Annotated in this window: 18 protein-coding genes; 8 read left to right on the top strand and 10 right to left on the bottom strand. The window is 67.3% G+C overall.

All coding sequences use genetic code 11. The annotated features are described in order from the left end of the window. Nucleotides 1-126: 126 nt before the first annotated feature. On the bottom strand, nucleotides 127-1,290 hold the full coding sequence (hemW, locus tag NN4_RS31700; protein WP_147139166.1) for a radical SAM family heme chaperone HemW: 1,164 nt from the start codon (nucleotides 1,288-1,290) through the stop codon (nucleotides 127-129). A 186-nt stretch (nucleotides 1,291-1,476) separates the two neighbouring features. Beyond that, complete coding sequence (locus tag NN4_RS31695) at nucleotides 1,477-1,878, bottom strand: SgcJ/EcaC family oxidoreductase (protein ID WP_147139120.1); 402 nt, start codon at nucleotides 1,876-1,878, stop codon at nucleotides 1,477-1,479. Nucleotides 1,879-2,203: 325 nt separating this feature from the next. Between NN4_RS31695 and NN4_RS46990 the strand changes: the two genes are divergently transcribed. From NN4_RS46990 to NN4_RS31670, 6 genes are all read left to right on the top strand, one after another. Then, on the top strand, nucleotides 2,204-2,296 hold the full coding sequence (locus NN4_RS46990; protein WP_370465231.1) for an Ms4527A family Cys-rich leader peptide: 93 nt from the start codon (nucleotides 2,204-2,206) through the stop codon (nucleotides 2,294-2,296). 134 nt (nucleotides 2,297-2,430) lie between these two features. Next, a complete protein-coding gene (locus NN4_RS31690; RefSeq protein ID WP_246181188.1) occupies nucleotides 2,431-4,242 on the top strand; it encodes a nitrite/sulfite reductase in 1,812 nt (603 codons plus the stop codon). 46 nt (nucleotides 4,243-4,288) lie between these two features. After that, nucleotides 4,289-5,035, top strand: a complete 747-nt coding sequence (locus tag NN4_RS31685) for a phosphoadenylyl-sulfate reductase (RefSeq protein WP_147139118.1) — start codon at nucleotides 4,289-4,291, stop codon at nucleotides 5,033-5,035. Between the two features lie 70 nt (nucleotides 5,036-5,105). Beyond that, nucleotides 5,106-6,065 carry a sulfate adenylyltransferase subunit CysD gene (gene cysD / locus NN4_RS31680; protein ID WP_228542176.1) on the top strand — a complete coding sequence of 320 codons (960 nt, stop codon included), beginning with the start codon at nucleotides 5,106-5,108 and terminating at the stop codon, nucleotides 6,063-6,065. A gap of 90 nt (nucleotides 6,066-6,155) precedes the next feature. Next, nucleotides 6,156-7,451, top strand: a complete 1,296-nt coding sequence (locus tag NN4_RS31675; protein WP_147139117.1) for a sulfate adenylyltransferase subunit 1 — start codon at nucleotides 6,156-6,158, stop codon at nucleotides 7,449-7,451. Between the two features lie 409 nt (nucleotides 7,452-7,860). Further along, on the top strand, nucleotides 7,861-8,595 hold the full coding sequence (locus tag NN4_RS31670) for a sirohydrochlorin chelatase (protein ID WP_281289435.1): 735 nt from the start codon (nucleotides 7,861-7,863) through the stop codon (nucleotides 8,593-8,595). A 6-nt stretch (nucleotides 8,596-8,601) separates the two neighbouring features. Here NN4_RS31670 and NN4_RS31665 read toward each other — a convergent pair whose 3' ends face one another. Beyond that, nucleotides 8,602-9,225: a TetR/AcrR family transcriptional regulator gene (locus NN4_RS31665; protein WP_147139115.1), complete on the bottom strand. Its 624-nt coding sequence runs from the start codon at nucleotides 9,223-9,225 to the stop codon at nucleotides 8,602-8,604. Nucleotides 9,226-9,487: 262 nt separating this feature from the next. Further along, on the bottom strand, nucleotides 9,488-10,432 hold the full coding sequence (locus NN4_RS31660; protein WP_147139113.1) for a helix-turn-helix transcriptional regulator: 945 nt from the start codon (nucleotides 10,430-10,432) through the stop codon (nucleotides 9,488-9,490). A gap of 97 nt (nucleotides 10,433-10,529) precedes the next feature. Here NN4_RS31660 and NN4_RS31655 point away from each other — a divergent pair, with 97 nt between their 5' ends. Continuing rightward, on the top strand, nucleotides 10,530-10,937 hold the full coding sequence (locus tag NN4_RS31655; protein WP_147139111.1) for a VOC family protein: 408 nt from the start codon (nucleotides 10,530-10,532) through the stop codon (nucleotides 10,935-10,937). A 647-nt stretch (nucleotides 10,938-11,584) separates the two neighbouring features. Here the strand turns inward: NN4_RS31655 and NN4_RS31650 are convergent. Together NN4_RS31650 and NN4_RS31645 are read right to left on the bottom strand one after the other, a co-directional pair. Continuing rightward, a complete protein-coding gene (locus NN4_RS31650) occupies nucleotides 11,585-12,379 on the bottom strand; it encodes an HAD family hydrolase (protein WP_246181187.1) in 795 nt (264 codons plus the stop codon). Nucleotides 12,380-12,539: 160 nt separating this feature from the next. Beyond that, complete coding sequence (locus NN4_RS31645; RefSeq protein ID WP_147139109.1) at nucleotides 12,540-14,477, bottom strand: Hsp70 family protein; 1,938 nt, start codon at nucleotides 14,475-14,477, stop codon at nucleotides 12,540-12,542. Between the two features lie 520 nt (nucleotides 14,478-14,997). Here NN4_RS31645 and NN4_RS31640 point away from each other — a divergent pair. Continuing rightward, nucleotides 14,998-15,768, top strand: coding sequence for an SDR family NAD(P)-dependent oxidoreductase (locus NN4_RS31640; RefSeq protein WP_246181186.1), 771 nt, complete (start codon nucleotides 14,998-15,000; stop codon nucleotides 15,766-15,768). Nucleotides 15,769-15,845: 77 nt separating this feature from the next. Here the strand turns inward: NN4_RS31640 and NN4_RS31635 are convergent, their stop codons facing one another. From NN4_RS31635 to NN4_RS31620, 4 genes are all read right to left on the bottom strand, one after another. Further along, the gene (locus tag NN4_RS31635) at nucleotides 15,846-16,223 is read right to left on the bottom strand and encodes a hypothetical protein (RefSeq protein WP_147139107.1); all 378 of its coding nucleotides are present in this window, start codon (nucleotides 16,221-16,223) and stop codon (nucleotides 15,846-15,848) included. Between the two features lie 757 nt (nucleotides 16,224-16,980). After that, nucleotides 16,981-18,564, bottom strand: coding sequence for an FAD-dependent oxidoreductase (locus tag NN4_RS31630; protein WP_147139105.1), 1,584 nt, complete (start codon nucleotides 18,562-18,564; stop codon nucleotides 16,981-16,983). Nucleotide 18,565: 1 nt separating this feature from the next. Then, entirely contained in the window at nucleotides 18,566-19,570 is a 1,005-nt protein-coding gene (locus tag NN4_RS31625) for an AurF N-oxygenase family protein (RefSeq protein WP_147139103.1), read from the bottom strand. A gap of 239 nt (nucleotides 19,571-19,809) precedes the next feature. After that, a complete protein-coding gene (locus NN4_RS31620) occupies nucleotides 19,810-20,979 on the bottom strand; it encodes an Hsp70 family protein (protein WP_147139101.1) in 1,170 nt (389 codons plus the stop codon). Nucleotides 20,980-21,216 lie beyond the last annotated feature (237 nt).

Here is a 21,216-nt window from a genome sequence, read left to right as displayed (position 1 = left end):
CACGATGAGTGTTACGTCACATAACTGCCGGGACGAGTCGCGCGGCACTTCCAGCTGGCAACGCCGGACAAGCTAGCCGAGTGCGAAATCTTGGTGTCGACCCCTCTCGACACCGCTGGACCCTGACTACGGGACAAGTAGCTGACGGACCACTCCGTCGGCCAACAACCTGCCTCCATCGGTGAGGACGAGATGGTCTCCCGCGCGAGTGGCGAGACCGTCCGCGATGACGCGGTCGGCAGCCGCGGCACCAGCGGTGTCCAGTTCGGCGAGGGGCAACCCGGTGCGGAGGCGGACGGCGAGCATGACGCGTTCGGTGTAGCGCTCGTCGGGAGTGAGGGTTTCCCACCCCGCGGCGGGCAGGCCGCCGCCGGCGACGCGGTCGGCGTACCGGGCGGGGTGTTTGATGTTCCACCAGCGCACGCCGCCGACGTGGCTGTGCGCGCCGGGACCGGCACCGAGCCAGTCACCGCCGTCCCAGTAGCCGAGGTTGTGTCGGCAGGCCGCGGCTTCGCTTGCGGCCCAATTGGACACCTCGTACCAGCTCAATCCCGCGGCGGTGAGGCGAGCGTCGATGCGTTCGTAGCGGGCGGCGAGTACGTCGTCGTCGGGTGCGGGGAGTTCGCCGCGGCGCACGCGGCGGGCCAGCGCGGTGCCGTCTTCGACGATCAGCGAGTAGGCGGAGACGTGGTCGACGCCTGCGTCGAGAACCGCGTCGAGGCTCTGGTCCAGGTCGCTGTCGCGTTCGCCGGGGGTGCCGTAGATGAGGTCGAGGTTGACGTGGTCGAAACCGGCGGCGCGGGCTTCTCGCGCGGCGGCGACGGCCCGGCCCGGGGTGTGGGTGCGGTCCAGAACTTTCAGCACGTGCGCGGCGGCGGACTGCATGCCGAGCGAGATCCGGGTGAAGCCGGCGGCGCGGATCCTGTCGAAGAACTCCGGCGAGGTGGATTCGGGGTTGGACTCGGTGGTCACCTCGACGGACACGGCGAGGGTGAAGTTGTCGCGCACGGCATCGAGGACCGCGGCCAGTCCCTCGCCACCCAGCAGGGACGGGGTGCCACCGCCGACGAAGATCGTCGCCACCTCGGGCGTGGCCGTCGGCAGTGCCGCGAACTGCTCTGCCGCCGTGGCCAACTCACCGCGCAGCGCCGCCAGCCAGGACTGCGGCGACGCGGAGGTCCCGAGTTCGCCCGCGGTGTAGGTGTTGAAATCGCAGTATCCGCAGCGTGTCGCGCAGAACGGCACATGCACGTATATCCCGAACGGCCCGCCCCCGAAGTCGCCGAGCACCGGGCCGGACGTCTCGGTGCCGACAGGGATAGCCGCAGGTGAACTCACCCCTCCAGTGTGCAGGTCGCCCCACAACCGACACTCGACGCCTCCCCCGCTACCCAATTGGACTTGGACGAATGCTCATGGGGAACTGATGCTGTTCGCTACTCGGGCGATGCCGGCATCAGTTCCCCCTCACCGATCTCAGGATTCGGCTATGACGGTGTTCTGGTTGGCGGTTAGTAGCCAGTGGCCGTTCTCTTTGGACATGACGTACATCGGGGAACCTTCGCCGGTGACCTGGCCGTCGTTGGTCAGGTAGCGCTGGTGGACCTTGACGGCGGCGACGTCGGGCCGGATGAACAGGACGTGCTCGATCTCGTAGGTGGCGGTGCCGTCGCGCATGGCGCCGGGCAGGACCTCGGCGGTGAACTCGGCGATCGCCGCGCGGCCGAACAGTCGCTTGCCGCCGCCGGTGGTCCAGATGGCGTCCTCGCGGAACAGTCCGACGAACTCGTCGACCAGTTCGTTCTGCTGGGAGTGCTGGATGGTCGCAACTACCGTGCGAATCGCGTCGAGTTCGGTGTCGACAGGTGTGGTACTCATGCCGCAGAGTCTGATACCTGAAGTGAGCTTCAGGTCAACTGGGCTGGTGGGCAAAGTGAGGCGGCCGGCGGGACAGTGTCCGGCAAGTCGCGCGATTAGCGAGACGAAAGTCGACGTGACGCGAGGCGGGCGCCAACCGAGGTGGACTCAGCCAGAGTGGCGCAGTTCACTTTCGGCGAGCCGAACGCATCACCGGCCGCCAGGGACGGATGATCTATGACCGCCGTCACAAATCCACCGAACGGTCCAGGGGATTCTCCGCACTTTTGCGGAAAATATCGATCTACGGTCGGAAGCCGCCCGTTGAGGTGGCACAATAGGCTGCATGCGCGCATCGGGAGTACGACTTGTGGCACGTCGCCACGTCGACTACAAGCGCGTCTGTAGCGCCAGCTGTCTGCCCGATTCCCCTCGGTAGCTCAGCGACGCCCATCCCCGGGTCCTCCCGGCGATCCCGATATTCGACTTCATCGGTCCGCTGACACCGCAGGTGCGAGTCAGCCCCTCGCGCCTCCAGCACGGATGTAAACCCACCCCGCAGGAGCGACCCTCATGACGTCGAGCACCGACGCCGGTCCGATCGATCAGTCCGGCCCTGAATCCCGGCCAGGTCACCACCCACGCCCTGAACGCCCCGCCACCGAGCGCCGCGTGCGCCCCGACCGCCCGCGGCCGGAAGCTTCGGCAGGCCCGCGCGCCCGCACGGGTAAGCCGGTGCGCCGCAAGGCGGAGGGCCAGTGGGCGCTCGGCTACCGGGAACCGCTGAACCCGAACGAGCAGTCCAAGAAGGACGACAACCCGCTCAACGTCCGCGCCCGGATCGAGAACATCTACGCCAAGCAGGGCTTCGACAGCATCGACAAGGGCGACCTGCGCGGCCGCTTCCGCTGGTGGGGTCTCTACACCCAGCGCGAGCAGGGCTACGACGGCAGCTGGACCGGCGACGAGAACATCGACCTGCTCGAGGCCAAGTACTTCATGATGCGCATCCGCTGCGACGCGGGCGCGTTGAACGTCGAGCAGCTGCGCACGCTCGGCCAGATCTCCACCGAGTTCGGCCGCGACACCGCCGACCTGTCCGACCGCGAGAACGTGCAGTACCACTGGATCGAGGTGGAGAACGTCCCCGAGATCTGGCAGCGGATCGAGGCGGTCGGGCTCAAGACCACCGAGGCGTGTGGCGACTGCCCGCGCGTGGTGCTCGGCTCGCCGCTGGCCGGAGAATCGCTCACCGAGATCATCGACCCGACGCCGGCCATCGATGAAATCGTGCGCCGCTACATCGGCAAGAAGGAGTACTCCAACCTGCCGCGCAAGTTCAAGACCGCGATCTCGGGCCAGCAGGACGTGGTGCACGAGATCAACGACGTCGCGTTCGTCGGGGTGAACCATCCCGAGCACGGGCCCGGCCTGGACCTGTGGGTCGGCGGCGGCCTGTCCACGAATCCGATGCTCGCGCAACGGGTCGGCGCGTGGGTGCCGCTCGACGAGGTGCCCGATGTGTGGGAGGCCGTGGTCTCGCTCTACCGCGACTACGGCTACCGCCGCCTGCGTACCAAGGCGCGGCTGAAGTTCCTGGTCAAGGACTGGGGCATCGAGAAGTTCCGCGAGGTGCTCGAAGAGAAGTACCTCAAGCGCAAGCTGATCGACGGCCCGGCGCCGGAGCAGCCGACCAAGCCGATCGACCACGTCGGCGTGCAAAAGCTGAAGAACGGGCTCAACGCGGTCGGGTTCTCCCCCATCGCGGGCCGGGTCTCGGGCACGATCCTGACCAAGGTCGCCGACGCGGTCGAGCGGATCGGGTCGGACCGGATCCGGTTCACCCCGTACCAGAAGCTGATCGTGCTCGACGTCGCCGACGACAAGGTCGACGCGCTGATCGATGAGCTGGCACCCCTTGGGCTGCAGGCGCGTCCGTCGCTGTGGCGGCGAAACCTGATGGCCTGCTCGGGAATCGAGTTCTGCAAGCTGTCGTTCGCCGAAACCCGCAAGCGGTCCCAGGCGCTGGTGCCCGAACTCGAGGAGCGGCTCGCGGATCTCAATGCGCAGCTGGACGTTCCGGTCACCATCAACATCAACGGCTGCCCCAACTCGTGCGCGCGTTCACAGATCGCCGACATCGGGTTCAAGGGTCAGCTGGTCGACGACGGCACCGGGAATCAGGTGGAGGGCTTCCAGGTTCACCTGGGTGGCAGCCTCGGCTTCGACAGCGCCTTCGGGCGCAAGCTGCGTCAGCACAAGGTGACCAGCGACGAGCTCGGTGACTACATCGAGCGGGTGGTGCGCAACTTCATCAAGCACCGCGAGGATGGCGAACGATTCGCGCAGTGGGTCGTTCGTGCCGACGAGGCGGATTTGAAATGAGCCTCGCTTGCGCAAGAGCACGTGCTCAGGTGACGGGAGATCAACTGTGACAACCGAACTGGTGGCGAAGCTGACCGAGGAAGAGCTCCGGGCCATCGCGGAAAAGGGCGCCGCCGATCTCGGCTCGAACGCTTCGGCGCTCGACCTGCTCCAGTGGACCGAGGACAACTTCGGTACTGCCGCGGCGGACCCGCAAGCACCCGGTGGCTACATCGTCGCCTCGAACATGCAGGACGGCGTGCTGGTGCATCTGGCCGCGCAGGTCCGTCCCGGAGTGGATGTCCTGTTCCTGGACACCGGCTACCACTTCGCCGAGACCATCGGCACCCGGGACGCCGTGGAAGCGGTGTACGGGGTGAACGTGGTCAATGTCCGGCCGGAACAGACTGTCGCCGAACAGGATCAGCTGCTCGGCAAGGATCTGTTCGGGCGCGATCCCGGCGAGTGCTGCAGGCTGCGCAAGGTCGTTCCGCTCAAGAAGTCGTTGAGCGGGTACAACGCGTGGGTCACCGGTATCCGCCGGGTCGAGTCGCCCACCCGCGCCAACGCGCCGCTCATCTCGTTCGACGAGGCGTTCGGACTGGTGAAGATCAATCCGATCGCCGCCTGGTCCGACGACGAGATGCAGGACTACATCGAACAGCACGGCATCCTCGTCAATCCCCTTGTGGAGGAGGGGTATCCGTCCATCGGCTGCGCTCCGTGCACACGGAAGCCGGAGCCGGGATCCGATCCACGAAGCGGGCGTTGGGCCGGCCTCGCCAAGACCGAATGCGGGTTGCACACCGCCTGACCGAGTCAGGCCTGGAGGAGGCAGCGTGCGTAACCACGTAGGGCCCTCGGACAGGCAGATTGGATACAGCATGACGGAGACCATTAACGTGAGCGAACGTGTGAGCGACCAATCCACCGAGCGTGCCTTCGGCATCAGCGATTTCGATACCCTGGCCGCGCTGGAGTCGGAGTCGATCCACATCTTCCGTGAGGTGGCAGGTGAATTCGAGCGGCCGGTGATCCTGTTCTCCGGCGGCAAGGACTCCACCGTGCTGCTACACCTGGCGCTCAAGGCTTTCTGGCCCGCGCCGCTACCGTTCGCGCTGCTGCACGTCGACACCGGGCACAATCTGCCCGAGGTGCTGGAGTTCCGGGACAAGATCGTCGAGCGGTACGGGCTGCGGTTGCATGTCGCCAAGGTCGAGGACTACCTCGCCGACGGCAGGCTCACCGAACGCCCGGACGGCATTCGCAATCCGTTGCAGACCGTCCCGCTGCTGGACGCGATCACCGAGCACCGCTTCGACGCGGTGTTCGGCGGCGGGCGCCGCGACGAGGAGCGGTCCCGGGCCAAGGAGCGAATCTTCTCGCTGCGCAACGCCTTCGGGCAGTGGGACCCGAAGCGGCAGCGGCCCGAGCTGTGGAACCTCTACAACGGGCGGCACGCGCCGGGCGAGCATGTGCGGGTGTTCCCGTTGAGCAACTGGACCGAGCTGGACATCTGGCGCTACATCGCTCGCGAGGACATCGATCTGGCGAGCATCTACTACGCGCATCAGCGTCCGGTATACCAGCGCGACGGTATGTGGATGACGCCCGGCGTATGGGGCGGGCCGCGGGAAGACGAAGTGCTGGAAACGCTTTCGGTGCGATACCGCACCGTAGGCGATGGATCTTCCACCGGCGCGGTGCTTTCCGATGCGGCCGACAACGCGGCGATCCTCGCCGAGGTGGCCGCGTCGCGGTTGACCGAACGTGGCGCTACTCGCGGCGACGACCGAGTGTCGGAAGCCGCGATGGAAGACCGTAAGCGCGAAGGCTATTTCTGATGCCGACGCCGCTGAACCTGGTGCGCGGTATGGGCAACGCCCCGGCGGCCGCCGCGCGGAAAGAACGTAAGCGAGAGGGTAGTTTCTGACATGTCCGACCTATTGAGGCTGGCTACCGCCGGTTCTGTCGACGACGGTAAGTCCACTCTGGTCGGGCGTCTGCTGTACGACACGAAATCCGTGCTCGCCGATCAGATCGACGCCGTGACCCGCGCCTCGGTCGACAAAGGTCTTGCCACACCGGACCTTTCGTTGCTCGTGGACGGGCTGCGCGCGGAGCGGGAGCAGGGCATCACCATCGATGTCGCCTACCGTTACTTCGCTACGCCGCAGCGCTCTTTCGTGCTCGCGGACACTCCCGGGCACGTGCAGTACACGCGGAATACGGTGTCCGGTGCGTCGACGGCGCAGCTGGTGATCCTGCTCGTCGACGCGCGCAAGGGCGTCATCGAGCAGACCCGCAGGCACGCTGCGGTGCTCGCGCTGCTCGGCGTGCCGAAGCTGGTGCTCGCGGTGAACAAGATCGACCTGGTCGATGACGCGGCGACCGTGTTCGCCGAGATCTCGGCCGAATTCAACCAGCTCACCCGCACTCTCGGCTGGTCCGACGACGACGTGCTGGAGATCCCGGTCTCCGCACTGCACGGCGACAATATCGCCACGCGCTCGAACAGCACCCCGTACTACACCGGGCCCTCGCTGATCGAGCACCTCGAATCGGTGCCGGTCGATGCCGACAGCACCGGCAATCACACACTGGGACTTCGCTTTCCGGTGCAGTATGTGATCCGGCCGCGCACCGCCGAGTACCCCGATTACCGCGGCTACGCCGGTCAGATCGCCGCCGGTGCGGTCGCACCGGGCGACGAGGTGGTCGTGCTGCCGTCCGGGATTCGCACCACCGTCGAACGGATCGACACCCCCGACGGTGAACTCGCGGTAGCGCAGACCGGCCGCAGTGTCACGCTGATCCTGGCCGACGACGTCGACATCTCCCGCGGCGACACCATCGCCTCGGTCGCCGACGCCCCCGAACCGATCGACACCTTCGACGCCACCGTCTGCTGGCTCGGCGACAAGCCGCTGCGCCCCGGCGCCCGCCTGCTGCTCAAGCACGGCACCCGCACCACCCAGGCCATCGTCGGCGCCCTGCTGGAACGCTTCGACGAGCAGCGCATGATCGCCGACCCGAACCCGGAATCCTTGGCTCTCAACGACATCGGCCGCGTCGCCCTGCGCGTCGCCGAACCGCTCGCCGTCGACGACTACCGAGTGAACCGGCACACCGGCAGCTTCCTGCTGATCGACCCGTCCGGCGGCAACACCCTCGCCGCCGGCCTCGTCGGCGACGTGCTGTCGGCGGTCGAGGTCGGTACCGGAGTCTGAGATGACGGATCCGTCCGGCATCGAAACTGTGCGGCCGGTCGCCGCAGCCGGGGCGTCCGCGCCCGCGTCTGCGACGAGCGACCTGTCCGGCATCGCGACGACAAGGTCAGTTGCCGCGCCCGCAGTGGTGGGTAGCGCGGTGGAGGCTCGTCCGATCGGGGGGGCAACGACCTCCCGTGCCGGCACCCTGGCCGAGGCTGCACTCTCGCCACTCGCCAGCGCCGCGACGGCGCTGAAGGTAGCCGCCCGCGCGCCGCAGACAGCGCCACTCGGAGCCGCTTCGACCACGCGCGGCATCGGTATCGCGCCTGGTCTCCAGTCGACTGGGATTCCGCATTCGCTGGGGTTGCCGAATTTCACGACCACCTCACCGGGGAGCGAGGCGGCGTCTGTACTCGGCCGCCCCGCGCTGATCGCGGTGGCACATGGGAGCCGGGATCCGCGGTCGGCCGCGACGATGTCGGCGGTTGTTGCCGAGCTGGCGGCCGCGCGGCCGGGATTCGATGTGCGGTTGGCGTTTCTCGATCTCAATGCACCGTCGGTGGAGCAGGTCGTGGATGCTGTTGCGGCCGAGGGGCATACCCATGCGGTGGTCACGCCGCTGTTGCTGGGTAGCGCCTTTCATGCGCGGGTGGATTTGCCGGGGCTACTCGCGGCCTCGCACGCTCGGCATCCTCAGCTGCAACTGACCCAGGCCCGGGTCCTCGGGCCTGACGCCCGGCTGATCGCGGCCCTGCGGGATCGCGTGACGGAGGCGTCCAATTCCGTGACCCTGGGCGCTCGGTCGAATCGCCGCTCGGGGATCGCCGTTGCCGCCGTGGGTTCCTCCTCCTCCGCTGCCAATGCCCGCACGGCCGAGGTGGCCCGCCGCCTTGCCGCACTCACCGGGCACCTCACCGAGATCTGCTTCGCGACCACCGAACCAACACTGCCCCAAGCGATTTCCCGCCTGCGCACGCGTGGCGCCGAGGATATTCTCGTCGCCCCGTGGTTCCTGGCCCCCGGGCTACTCACCGATCGACTCGTCGCTGCCGCACCTGATGTGCTGCACGCCAACGTCATCGGCCCGCACGCAGCGCTGAGCGACATCGTCTGGGACCGCTACGACGCGGCGATCGCCACGACTCTCACCATGTCGGCCTGACAGCGCTCAGCTCAGCAGATTGTCGACGATGGCCCTGGCCGTCGCGACTCCCCACTCGTTGTCCATCTGACGAGCGGTGTGGGCGGCCGATATGACGGCGTCCAGTTCGAAGGCGATGATGTCGGCGTTGCGCTCGCCGAGGTGCCCTTGCTCCTGGGCGAGGCGGATCTCCTTGGACAGGAATGCGAGGAAGTCGCGGTGGTCCGCCGCGATGGCGTCACGGACCGGGCCGGGGCGGCTGTCGAACTCGGCGAGGGTGGCGACGCGGAAGCAGCCGCCGGGGAAGGCGGGTTCGGCGACCTGGCCGAACCAGTGGTTCACGAGCGCGCGCAGCCGGGGCATGCCGCTGGATTCGGCCAGGCTCGGCGTGATCACCTGCTCGATGAAGACCTCGCGGGCCGTCTTGACCGCGGCCAACTGCAGACTCTCCTTGCTGCCGAACAAGGTGGCGATGCCGCTTTTGCTGAGGCCCAGGTCGGCGGCGAGCTTGCCGATGCTCACGCCCGTCAGTCCCTCTACGGAGGCCACGTCGGCGGCGTGTCTGGCGATCGAAGCCCGGGATCGCGCGCCCTTCGCCAAGCGCTGATCAGTGCCTTGCTGCTGGTCGGCAGGGATAGTGGGCTCGGGCATGGCTCTATTCTTCCACGAAAAGTCGCATACAAGAACGTACGGTCGTACTTTGATGAACGAGCGATCGTATGCATTTATGCCTCTTAGAGGAACCTCATCCACGTCACCACGAACAGGAACGCCGTCCTCGCCGCTGAAATCATCCGCGCACTCGGGTACCGCACCCCGTCGAACCACCCAAGTCCGGGGCTGATCATCCATGGTGTGCCACTCGACGACCGCCACAGCCGTAGGAGCGGGAACGGGTGGAAGTTTTCCATGTTCAGGGCTGGTAGCGCTCGAGGAGTTCGGTGCCGATCCGGGCAAGTTCGGTGCGAACTTCCGGCGGATCGAGGACTTCGATGGAGGCTCCCCAACCGGCCAGTTGCTGGGCGAGCATCCAGGCGGTGGGGGCGGTGACCTGGACTCGGATGCGGCCGTCATCGATCGGGCCGTCGACCACGCAGTGCCTGCCCTGCTGATTGCGCAAAATCGGCAGTAGTCGTTCGGCGATGAGGACAGTAGCGGCGGTGGCGGCGCGGCGCTGCTCGAGCTCGTCCACCACCTCGTTCCAGGTCGCAGAGAGGTCGAAATCGGCTGGGCGGTGGGCGGTTTCGTCGGTCACGACGGCCTCGGTGATGCGGTCGATGCGGAAGGTGCGCTGGCCGTTGTCGGTGCCCGCGATGAGGTACCAGATGGCGTCCTTGTCGATCAGGCCCCACGGGTCGACGAGCCGCTCGGTGTGCTCGCCCTTCTTACTGGCGTAGCGCAGGCGAACCTTGTTGCGCTGCACCACCGCTCGCTGGAGCAGCGCGACCACCGGCGGCAGCTCGCGGTCGGTCTGACCCCAGCGGGCCGGATCGATCACCACGGCATCGGCGGCCGCAGCAGCGTCGGTGCGGAACGGCTGCGGTAAGGCGCGAACCAGTTTGCGCAGCGCCGATTTCACCTCCGGCACCGCGTTCGCCGACGGCCCCGCCAGCAGAAACAACGCTCGCGCCTCGCCCGCCGTCAGACCGGTGAGGTCGGTGCGCGCGCCGCCCACCAGTGACCAGCCGCCGCCGCGACCCGGCTGTGGGTAGACCGGAACGCCCGCCATCGACAAGGCCTCCAGGTCGCGGCGCGCGGTGGCGACCGAGGTTTCCAGTTCCTCGGCGACCTCGGCCGCGGTCACCCGTCCGCGCGTCTGCATCATCAGCAGGATCGCCACCAATCTGTCCGCTCGCATGCGCACAATTCTGCCCGAAAAAGTGCTCATTCAGTGAGCACTTTAAGGCGGATGATGGTTTTCAACAGCAAAGAACAAACCGAAGAAGGAGATTGACATGCTGCGAGGAATGGCGACGAGCACGTTCTACGCCGACGATCTGGAGGCCGCGAAGGACTGGTACAGCGAGTTCCTCGGCGTCGAGCCGTACTTCCACGTTCCCGGCGGCTACTACGAGTTCCGCATCGGCGACTACCTGCACGAATTCGGCATCGTCAACCGCGCATACGCTCCGGCGGGCGCCCACAACGCCCCCGGCGGCGCGATCGTCAACTGGCACGTCGACGACCTCCAGGCCACCTTCGACCGGCTGCTCGAACTCGGCGCCAAGGAGTACGACCCGATCACCCCGCGCGGTAACACCGGCTTCGTGACGGCCTCGGTCGTCGACCCCTTCGGCAACGTCCTCGGCCTGATGTCGAACCCGCACTACCTCGAGGTGCTGGCCAAGACCGGACCGGCATAGCCACCCGCCGCGGCGTCGTCGCCGCCGAGCAATCCGACCGAGTGCCCCGCAGTCCGCTGCGGGGCACTCGGTCGTCAGAGGCCCCGCGACGAGATCGTCGCCACGGGTGATCGGAGATGCAATGTCCCGCGCAGTTCAGATGAAGCTCGGGCGATCACTCGGTCCGGACGGATGGGCAGCAACCCGCAGAGCGGACTGAATATCGACCGCAGGCGGGGCGGATCGAACGATGCGACCTGCGCCGTCATATGATCTGGGCCACATCGGGCCGTGCCAATGCGAACGGCTTCAGGCTTGGAAGGACACCTATGGCCATACCCGCTGGAGCGGCAGACGATGCGAACGATGCTGTGGAGGCATCTTCGTCGCGAGATCGAACCCGGAACGAGGCGGGCCAACCGTCGGCGGACACGCTCGGCCGAACCCAAATGATCCCGGCCGTCAGCAAATTGGAGCAGACCGCGATCATGCCACCGCTGGAAGGGTTGTCGGACAACGACTCTCCGGCGCCTCGCAGCCAGGCGGGATGGACCACCCGGGTCACCGGTTTGTGGCGGCGGTTGCGACCGTAGCCGATGCCGGCACCGGCCGGCGCGCTGGTGCCGGCTGCAGATGCTGCCGGCCGCCCTGACGCCTGATTGTCCTGATCAGGGACGGAACCACCGCTCGAGTACCGTGGCGACGCCGTCTTCCAGCACGTCCCCGGTGACCTCATCCGCCAGATCCCGGACCTCCGCGGGGGCATTCGCCATAGCGACGGAATGCGCTGCCCAGCGTAGCATTTCGCGATCGTTGTAGCCGTCGCCGATCGCCAGGGTGGCGGTGCGCGGCACCTGCAAAGCCAGGCGGAGACGTTCGAGGGCCCAGCCTTTGGACACGCCTTGGCGCGAGACAGTGAGCCAGGGGCCGAATTCGCCGTGCACCCAGCTCGCTCCGGGAACCTGAAGTTCCGCCAGTAGGCGCAGCATCTCCGCCAGTGAACCCTGCGGCCACCAACCGTTGAGCCGCGGCGTGCGCTCGCTGCTCAGCGCAGAGTGGTCGACGAGCAGGTACTCGCCGAGCGAGAACTGTCCAGGGCTGACGCCGGTGGCCCAGTAGCCGACGCCGACCTTCTCCACCGCGAAGATCATCTCCGGGATCAGGGCGCGCAACGCGACGACCGCGGGCGCCGGGTCGAAATCCTGCACGGTGAGCGGCTGACCTTTGGCGACGTCGACGTGCACCGCACCGTTGGAGCACAGCGCGTGCCCTTCGACGAGGCCGAGCTCGGCCAGCACCGAACGGGTCGCCAGGACGGTTCGCCCGGTGGTCACGACGACGTGCGCGCCCGCCGCGACGGCCGCGCGCACAGCGGCGGCGACGCGCTCGCTCACCGGGCTGCCGGTGTCGAGCAGCGTGCCGTCCACATCCAGCGCGATCAGCTGGGGTCCCGCGCTTGCCACCAGCCCATTGTGCCCCGCAGTAGCTGCGCTCGTCCCTCGATCAAACGCACAGAGACCGACGGCTATCAGCAACGTCCAGCCCCGTTGAGGAAGATGACTCGGCTGGGGGTCAGCCCCCGCATCCGACCAGACTATCGAGTCGGCTGCGGACCGCTGGTAGCTAGTGGCTGCTCGCGGAGTCGCCGCCGGAAGTAGAACCGCCGGAAGTCGATCCGCCGGAGGTGCTGCCCGAAGAAGTATCCGACGTACTGCCGCTGGTCGATGTGCCGCTGGAGGTTCCGGCTGACGACGTGCCGCCGGATGTGCTTCCGCCCGACGTGGTTCCGTCGGAAGTGCTGCCACCCGTCGAAGTACCGCCGGACGTGGTTCCGGACGATCCACCGGTCCCGGACGTGGTGCCACCCGAGGTACCCCCGGAAGACGTACCGCCGGTGCTGGACTCGCCGGATGTTCCACCGGAGGTGGTTCCGCCGGACGAGGTACTTCCCGAGGTGGTGCCGCTCGTGGTTTCGGAAGATGTTGTGCCGGTGGCGGTACCAGCGCCGGATGTCGGACTGTTCACCGCGCCGCCAGTGGCCGGAGTGGCGACCGGTTCCGGTACCGATGGTGCCGGATTGGTTTGCGGCGCAGCGGGTATCGAGCCCGACGCGGGCGGTGCTACAGGTGCTCCCGCGATGGGCGACACCGGATGGGCAGGGACGCCCGGAACCGAAGGCTGACCCGGCAACAGCACAGGCTTACCAAATGGCAGCGGGTTGATGAAGTGGGCCGGGTCGGAGTAGGTACCGCCGGGTCGCGTTGCGCCGCTGTGGCTTGCGAGTTCGTCGTGCGAGTCGCTCCGGGACTCCGCGATGCTCGGACCGAGTGTGCTGGTGCGCGCCACCGGGGTGATGAACAGCCCGTAAGCGGAGGGGCTCGGCGCACCGAGACCGGCCGCGATGGCTCGCGATGTCTTCCATCCCGCTGGTGTGGCTACCCATGCCTCATGCTGACCGGCCGATTTGTCCGCGCTGGCGTCGTAGAGCAAGGTGTCGGTCGACGGCGAGTCGAGGCCAGGGTAGTGCTCGAGCACCGGTGACGCGGCGGGGCCTGCGGGACTGCCGAATACGGTCACCGCCGACATGGCAACCGCGGAAACGACAGCAGCGCTCGAGAATACGGCAACGCGCGGCGCATGCTCCTTACCACCGGACGCGGCAAGCGCCATGGTGCGCGCGGCCATCAGGGCGGCGCCTGCGGCAACGGTGTGACCCGGGTCGGCCGAAACGACCAGGGGGCGGCCGAGTTCGGCAAGCGTGCGGGCGACCTCAGCGGGCCGAGATGCCCCGCCGATCACCAGGATGCGGCTGATGTCGGAGAGGGTGAGGTCGGCGGATCGGACGGCAGCCCGCACCACCTCGAGGGTGTCGTGCACGTGCGCGGTGCGCAGGCCGTCGATGTCGACCATCGACAGCAGCGACATGGGCGTGGTCGCACCGGGACCGGTGTCGTGGGCGTATCGCGCGATCATCGCGCCCAGCGGCCGACCACCGAAGTCGTAGCAGCGCACCGGCTTTCCGACCATCGGATGGTTGTCCCAGTCAGGGCCGACCCGCACGACGGTGACGTCGAGGCTGGTCCCGCCGAGGTCGTAGACGAGCACGAAACCGGGCTCGAGCGGACCGTGTTCCCGCTCCAGCCATTCGGCGGCGGCGACCGGTTCCGGCACCAGCGCAACGTCACTCGCACCCGACAGATCGAGGGCCTGCCGCAGCAAGGACACTTGCTTGTCGGAATACATTGCGGGATAGGTGGCTACGGCACCCGACTCGGCCGCAGTGGGCTCGGCCGCGCGCAGTCCGTTCACCACCGCCGCCACCAGGTTGGCCGGCGACCAGATGCGCCCGCCGACGATCATCGGTTCCGGATCGCGGCTCAGGTCGGCGAAATCCGTTACCGCCATGCTGAACTGCGGGATGCCGCCGATGCGCAACCCACCGGCGCTGTCGAAGGTCACCGCGGTGCGTCGACTGCGCACGACGGGCCGGGTTCGTACACCGGTCACCGAAGCCGTCACAGAGTTCACTGCGCCGATGCTGAAACCCAGACCTGTGGTCATTTGCTATCCCGTCAACGTACCGAGACCACGTCCATCACACAGAGAACCATGTGGCCGCGGTCGTCTTCCAAACAGCCAGCACAGATTAGCTGTTGGGTTCGCTGGAAGGATGTGGAATTGACATGAACGGGCCGAGAATGGCGTGAAACGTTTAGCTCCCGACGACAATGATCCGCGTCACCTGCGAGTATGTTCACGCATCAGACCGTCCAGCCCTCTCGACAAGGGACAATTAGATACCGGGCGGTGCAATCCCGTTACCTCACAGCGATTCGGACAATGCGCCGATATCCGATCTCCCGCCGACCTCGAGCAAAGAATGACAAGTCACATTATGACACTGACCGGTCGGTAACTAAAGCATTGCCGGTTAACGTATTTCGCGCATCAGCACGCCGTCCACACGAAGTATGACGTATCAACTCAACGTCTGTTTCCCGCCAGCGTCACCACTCGGCTCCGGCTTGACTTGCTTCCACGACCCCACCAGCGCGGTGAGATCGCAAGAAGGAGAAGGGAAATGGAGACCATGGCTACACGGTTCGCAGAGAAGGTCGTGCTGATCACCGGCGCCAGCTCGGGCGTCGGCAAGGCGGTGGCCCTGCGGGTGGCCAGTGAAGGCGCCGCCGTGGTGCTCGGCGCTCGCGGCAAGGACGCGGGCGAGCAGCTGGCCGCGGAGGTCCGCGCGGCCGGCGGGCGGGCAGTGTTCGTGCCGACCGACGTCACCGTGGAGGACGACGTGGCGCGGCTCACCCAGGCGGCCATCACCGAGTACGGGCGACTCGACGCCGCGTTCAACAACGCGGGCGCAGTCAACGCCTTCGGACCCATCGGCGAGATCGATGAGGCGGGCTGGCGGGCCGATCTGGAACTCAACCTGACGAGCGTCTTCTACGGACTCCGCCACCAGGTGCCCGCCCTGGTCGCCTCCGGCGGCGGCGCGATCCTGAACAACGCGTCGAACCTCGGCGTGGTCGGCATGGGGTCGGTCGCGCCGTACGTGGCGGCCAAGCACGGCGTCGTCGGACTGACCAAAGCCGTCGCACTCGAGGCCGCCGCGCAGGGTGTCCGGGTGAACGCGATCGCGTCCGGCGCGGTCGACACCCCGGCATTCCGTAATTCGATGGGTGCGACACCCGAGGGCGAGGCGATGATCGCCGGGCTGCACCCGCTGGGCCGGATCAGTCGGCCCGAGGAGATCGCGGCGTTCTGCGCGTACCTGCTCAGTGACGAAGCCAGCTTCATCACCGGCGCCGCGCTCGCGATCGATGGCGGATTCACCGCTCAGTAGGTGCGTAAAAAGGGCTCGGACGGGTCGCCGCGCGCGACCCGCCCGAGCGGAAGCGGGACCGACCCGACGTGGTCCCGCTAGATCACCAGGCAGGAACTCCCACCGTTGATCCCGGTGCCGACCTGCAGGCCGATGGTCTTGGAGTCCCCGTCCTGGGTGACCAGGATGGTGTGCGGACCCACGGTCTGCGGTGTCCAGTTGGCCGAGTGCGTCTTCGGGTTCGGGCTCCCCTCCGTGGAAGCGAACCAGACTCCGTTGTCATAGAAATCCATGCCCGCACTCGAATTGCCGGTAGCGACCACCTGGTAGGCACAGCCGGTACCGAACCCGTTCGTGAGACCGCCACCCGCGATCACCACGCGAGCCCCGATCTCAGCCGAAGCCTGGGGCGCGCTCAGGACCAACCCGGCGGCGACCGCGACAGCGATCGGAACAGAGTTCCGCAGACTTCCCATCAAGTACCGACTCCTCATGTTGCACCGAGTGACTTTCCAACACGCAGCCGACACAGACCCCCGGCCGCCTACTACCCCTCCATCGTTCGGCCCCATCCGCACCACCACAAGGCCCCGAAACTGGGGTCGCCGCGCACAAACAGTGGGCAATTGCGTACGCCGCGAGCAAGAACGCGCGTGTCGGGGCCACATCGCACAGCCCGGACCGGCGGGAAGCAATAGTCGGCCGCGTCGGCGCAGCAAGGGCGACAGCCAGCAGCAGAATCAGCTTCGCCACCCGTTGGTAAGCCAGCATGTTTGCCCGGGGTGCCCGAGGCGCACGCATTACTGGGCGCCCACACGGTCGAGGCAGTGGATGATGGATGCTGGCACCGGCCCTGGAAGGGCTAGCACCTTTGGGCCGCAAACCAATTCACGCCGCGTGGCCGAGTCGACCGGTTGCAAGTGTGACGCAAGGCCAGCCGCTCGGCCCACGCGGCACAGCACGGCGCGGGCAGCGGGCGGTCATATTCGGCGCAGCATGTACGAGCGCCCTTACGCCGCAGATGATTTCACCTCTGAGGCCTAGTCGGCCGGCAGCCGCACGCGGCGCACAAACATCCGACGCGCGCTCATCCCCGGCGCGCCGATCGACTCTTAACCCCGCACCGATCACGGTCACGCCCTCATCGCGCGACCGGTACGGCAGGGCACCATCGACGGCGGCGTTGACGTCGATGGTGAGGCTCGCGGGACCACCAGGCCCCGCGAGGGACTGTCAGGAGCGGGTCAAGAGACGGCGGACCGGGGTGCGGCGCTTGGTGGCGCCTGCGGTGCGGACCGCAGGTTGGCGTTGCCGGACCAGGCGATCGAATTCCGTTGCGGTGCCTGCGGGTTCGGCCAGGCGCCCGGCGTTGAAATCGTCGGCGAGCTGCTGGACCGTCTGCTGGGCGCAGGACTTGTTGGTGCCGATGAAGCCGGTCGGGCCGCGCTTGATCCAGCCGGTGACATAGGCGCCGGGAAGCACTGCGCCGCCGAGGCTTTCGAGGACCCGGCCGTCCAGGTTCGGGATCACGCTCGATGCGGCGTCGAACGGTAGGCCGGGCAGCGGCACGCCGCGGTAGCCGACCGAGGTGAGCACCAGACCCGCGTCGAGGCGTTCGGTGGCGCCGGTCGCGACCGCACGGGTGCGACCGGCGGCGTCGGTGACGAGCTCGTTGCGGCTCACTTCGATGCCCGCGACCCGGTCGGTACCGAGGATCTCGGTGGGCGAGGCGAGGTAGCGGAAGACGATTCGCTTGCGTTCGCCGAACGGCCGGTTGCGCACGCTGTGCAGCAACCGCAGCTTCTGCTCGACCTGGTAGGGCAGACCCTCGGTCAGCTCGGGCAGGTCACCCTCGATGGCGATGTCCACGTCGGCGCCGAGCAGACCGACGAATTCCGGCACGGTGAAGGCGGATTCGAGCGGACCGCGGCGGCCGAGGATGACCACCTCTTCGATCTTGCTCTCCCGCAACGCCCGCAGCGCGTACGGCGCGATGTCGGTGCCCGCCAACGATTCCGGATCGCTGGTGAGGATGCGCGCGACATCGAGGGCGACGTTGCCGTTGCCGACGATCACGGCGCGCTGCTGGGTCAGGTCGAAGATGCGGTCGACGTGATCGGGGTGCCCGTTGTACCAGGCGACGAAGTCGGTGGCGGAGATATTGCCTGCCAGCCCTTCGCCGGGGATGTCGAGCTTGCGGTCGGCCGAAGCACCGACGGCGTAGATCACCGCGTGGAAGTGATCGAGCAGCTCCTCGTGCGAAACATGCGCGCCCACTTCGACATTCAGGTACGAACCGAATCCGGGCTGGGCCGAGATGATGTCGAACAGGTCGCTGACCTTGCGGGTCTTCTCGTGGTCCGGCGCGACACCGTGCCGGGCCAGCCCGTACGGCACCGGCAGCCGGTCGAACACGGTCACCGACACGTCGGGCTGGGTCAGCAGCTCGTCGGCCGCGTACATCGCCGACGGACCCGACCCGACGATCGCCACCCGCAGGGGTTGGCGCTCGGTGTGGATCGCGGCCGCGGGCACCGGCTTCGCGAGCAGCGGCCGCGGCCGGCTCTGCCGGTAGAAGTTCGCGTTGATCTCGATGAACGGCTTCTGCTCATCGGTCAGCTTCTTCGACGACACGATCGCGTCGACCGGGCACGCGGTGGCGCAGGCGCCGCAGTCGACGCAGGCCTGCGGGTCCACGTACAGCATGTCCGCGGTCAGGAAGTCCGGCTCATCCGGCGTGGGATGGATGCAGTTGACCGGGCAGGCGTACACGCAAGACGCGTCGCTGCAACAGGATTGGGTGACGATGTAGGGCACGTCAGCCGGCCTTGACCGCGCGCAACGGCTCCGAACGGTAGCGAGTGGTGTGGCCGTCGATCTTGAGCAGCTTCCAGACCGCCTTGGAGATCGGGTTCATCAGGCCGATGTCCTTGGCCAGCGTGCGCACGTCACCGAAGAAGTCGCTGAACTCCTGCTTGGACTCCTTCGAGCCGTAGAACAGCTCCTTGCGGACGTAGTCCGGGATGTCGAACTCGCGCCAGAACGACCGCGGCGGGGTGAAGATCGAGCGGCCGAGGATGTACATGACGATCGGCATGGCGATCGACAGCACGAACTTGCTGCCCGGCTTCGCCTCCGGCACATGGATTTTCAGGAACTCGTGGGCGAACGAGATGTGCCGCGCCTCCTCGGCGACGTGAATGGCCATCACACCGCGCATGATCGGGTGCACGTCCTCGCCGGAGCGCAGAATCGCCTTCTGGATGTGGTCGATCGGCTCCTCGCCGGCCAGCACCGCCATGAAGAACAGATTCGGGAACAGCGCGGCCACGGGCGCGCCGAGGTACTTGAACTTCCGGACGAGCGGGCCCATGCCCGGTACGTCCTCACCGATCCGGTTCACCATCTCCTGGAACATCAGGGTGTGGTTGTGCTCCTCGATCATCTCGTGGGAGCAGTACCGGAATTCCGGGGAACCGTTGGGCAGGCCGAAGTTGTGCGTCACCATGCCGCTGATCAGGATCGTCTCGAATTGCAGACCGACCTTGGCGACGTTGGCCTGGCGGTACTTGCCGATCGCGATCTTGCGCTCTTCGGACTGCGCGAGGTACCACGGGTGGCGACCGAGGGGGTCGGCCGAGACCGGCAGGATCCACCGCTCCGGTCCCGCTTCGGGGGCGAAGTCGGGGTTGTCCCAGTCGATGTCCTCGAAGGGATCGAAATGCTTGTTGACCGAACCCTCGGAGAGCAACAGAAGCTTCGAGGCGTACTCCTGCGCCTTCTCCAGATCGGAATCGATCGGGGGCGTCACGGCTGTAGACATCGTCGTCGCTGCCTCTCCTAGTAGAACGTTTACCTGTTTCCCATAGTTACACCTACAGAAGGTCACGTCAACCCACGAAGACACATCTGGACGAACGATCATGGGAACCGGCGACGGAGAAACGCCAAGAGGCCGCGACCGCCAGTCCCCTACATAGGGGAAGCAGGCCGTCGCGGCCGCAACGTTCAGAGGATCCGGTGGCGGCCGCCCTCGTCACCGCCGCCACCGGATCGCCCCGTTTACCGCAGCCCGAGCTGCGCCAACCCCACGATCACCCCGTCGGCGGGCAACGCGAGCGCCAGGCCGACACCCGCGACGGACAACCCCGCGGCCGTCGCGACCTTGGTCAGCCGCTGCTTGGTCCGCTGCGACAGCACCAAGGCCCGGGTAGCCGCCCTGTGCGCGCCGCCACCGCGCCGCTTGCCGTGGTGCTTACCCGCGGCCTCCTCGGCGGCGACGGCGGCCCGGCGGCCGATGATCGCCGCCCCGTCGGCGATCGTGCGCTCCGGATCGGGCGCGGTGATCACCGGCCGCGCCAGCTCGCCCGCCAGCACCTGGGCCACCTCGACCGGCCGAGCCGCGCCGCCGACTACTAAGACGCAGTCGACGTCGGCCATGGTGACGTCCGCGACGCGCAGACATCGGTAGACCAGTTCCAACGACGAGCGCACATGCTTGGTGCGTAACTCGTCCGCGGTCGTGCCGGTGACCGAACCGGAGATCGAGGCCGAGGGCAATCCGTGCCCGGCCCGCGAGGCGACGAGCGCGCCGAAGGCCCGGCCGCCGAACTCGGCGGAACGCATCGGCTCGCCGACTATGGGATTGATCGGACAGCCTGCGCCGACCCGAACCAACGTGACGTCGAGACTCGCGCCGCCTAGGTCGTAGATCAGGGCAAGCCCCGGCATGAGCGGGCCACGATCGGCTTCCAGCCAGGTCGCCGCCGCGATGGGTTCGGCGACCAGCGCGACATGACCGAGACCGATGGCGTCGAGCGAGGCCCGCAGATCGTCGACGTGCGACTCGGCGTAGCGCGCCGGGTAGGTCAGCGCGATACCGACATCGCTGCCGTGCCCGTCACAATGCGGATGCTCCAGCAGGGTTTCGGAGATGAGACTCTCGGCCACCACCGCGACCAGGTCCGCCGGCGACAACGCGCGGTGACCCACCCGCGCCGACATGATCGAACGCTGGGTGAGATCGGCGAACTCGATGATCGCGCGCCCGTGCCGCGGAATCATGCCGACGCGGGCCAGGCCCGTGCTATCGAACGTGAGAGTTGTTCGGCGGGTGATGGATTGGGAGCGCTGGGCCCATCGGCGGCCCGGCGGCGCCTTCGCTGAACCTTCCTCCGCGAGCGCGGAGACCGTGTTCACCGTGCCGATGCTCAAACCCAGACCAACCGCCATCGCAATCCACCTGATCGCCGATCCGATTTGCTTCGAACTCCGTCCACGCAACCACTCCGCGACCCGCCTGCCAACCACCGGACACCCTGTTGTCCGCAGCCCGCCTGTTTTGGAACAGGTTGCATAGCACAAGCATCCATCCTGGTCACCTGCCCTGGACGGCGGCGAATGCGGCGACGGCCGGATCGCACTGCGACACGCCGATATTCGCGGGTGTCCCGTCCGTGTTTGCGGAGA

Origin of the sequence: Nocardia ninae NBRC 108245 (genome assembly GCF_007990755.1) — a bacterium.
GTDB classification, from domain to species: domain Bacteria; phylum Actinomycetota; class Actinomycetes; order Mycobacteriales; family Mycobacteriaceae; genus Nocardia; species Nocardia ninae.
This window is presented reverse-complemented; position numbering and strand designations above follow the sequence as displayed.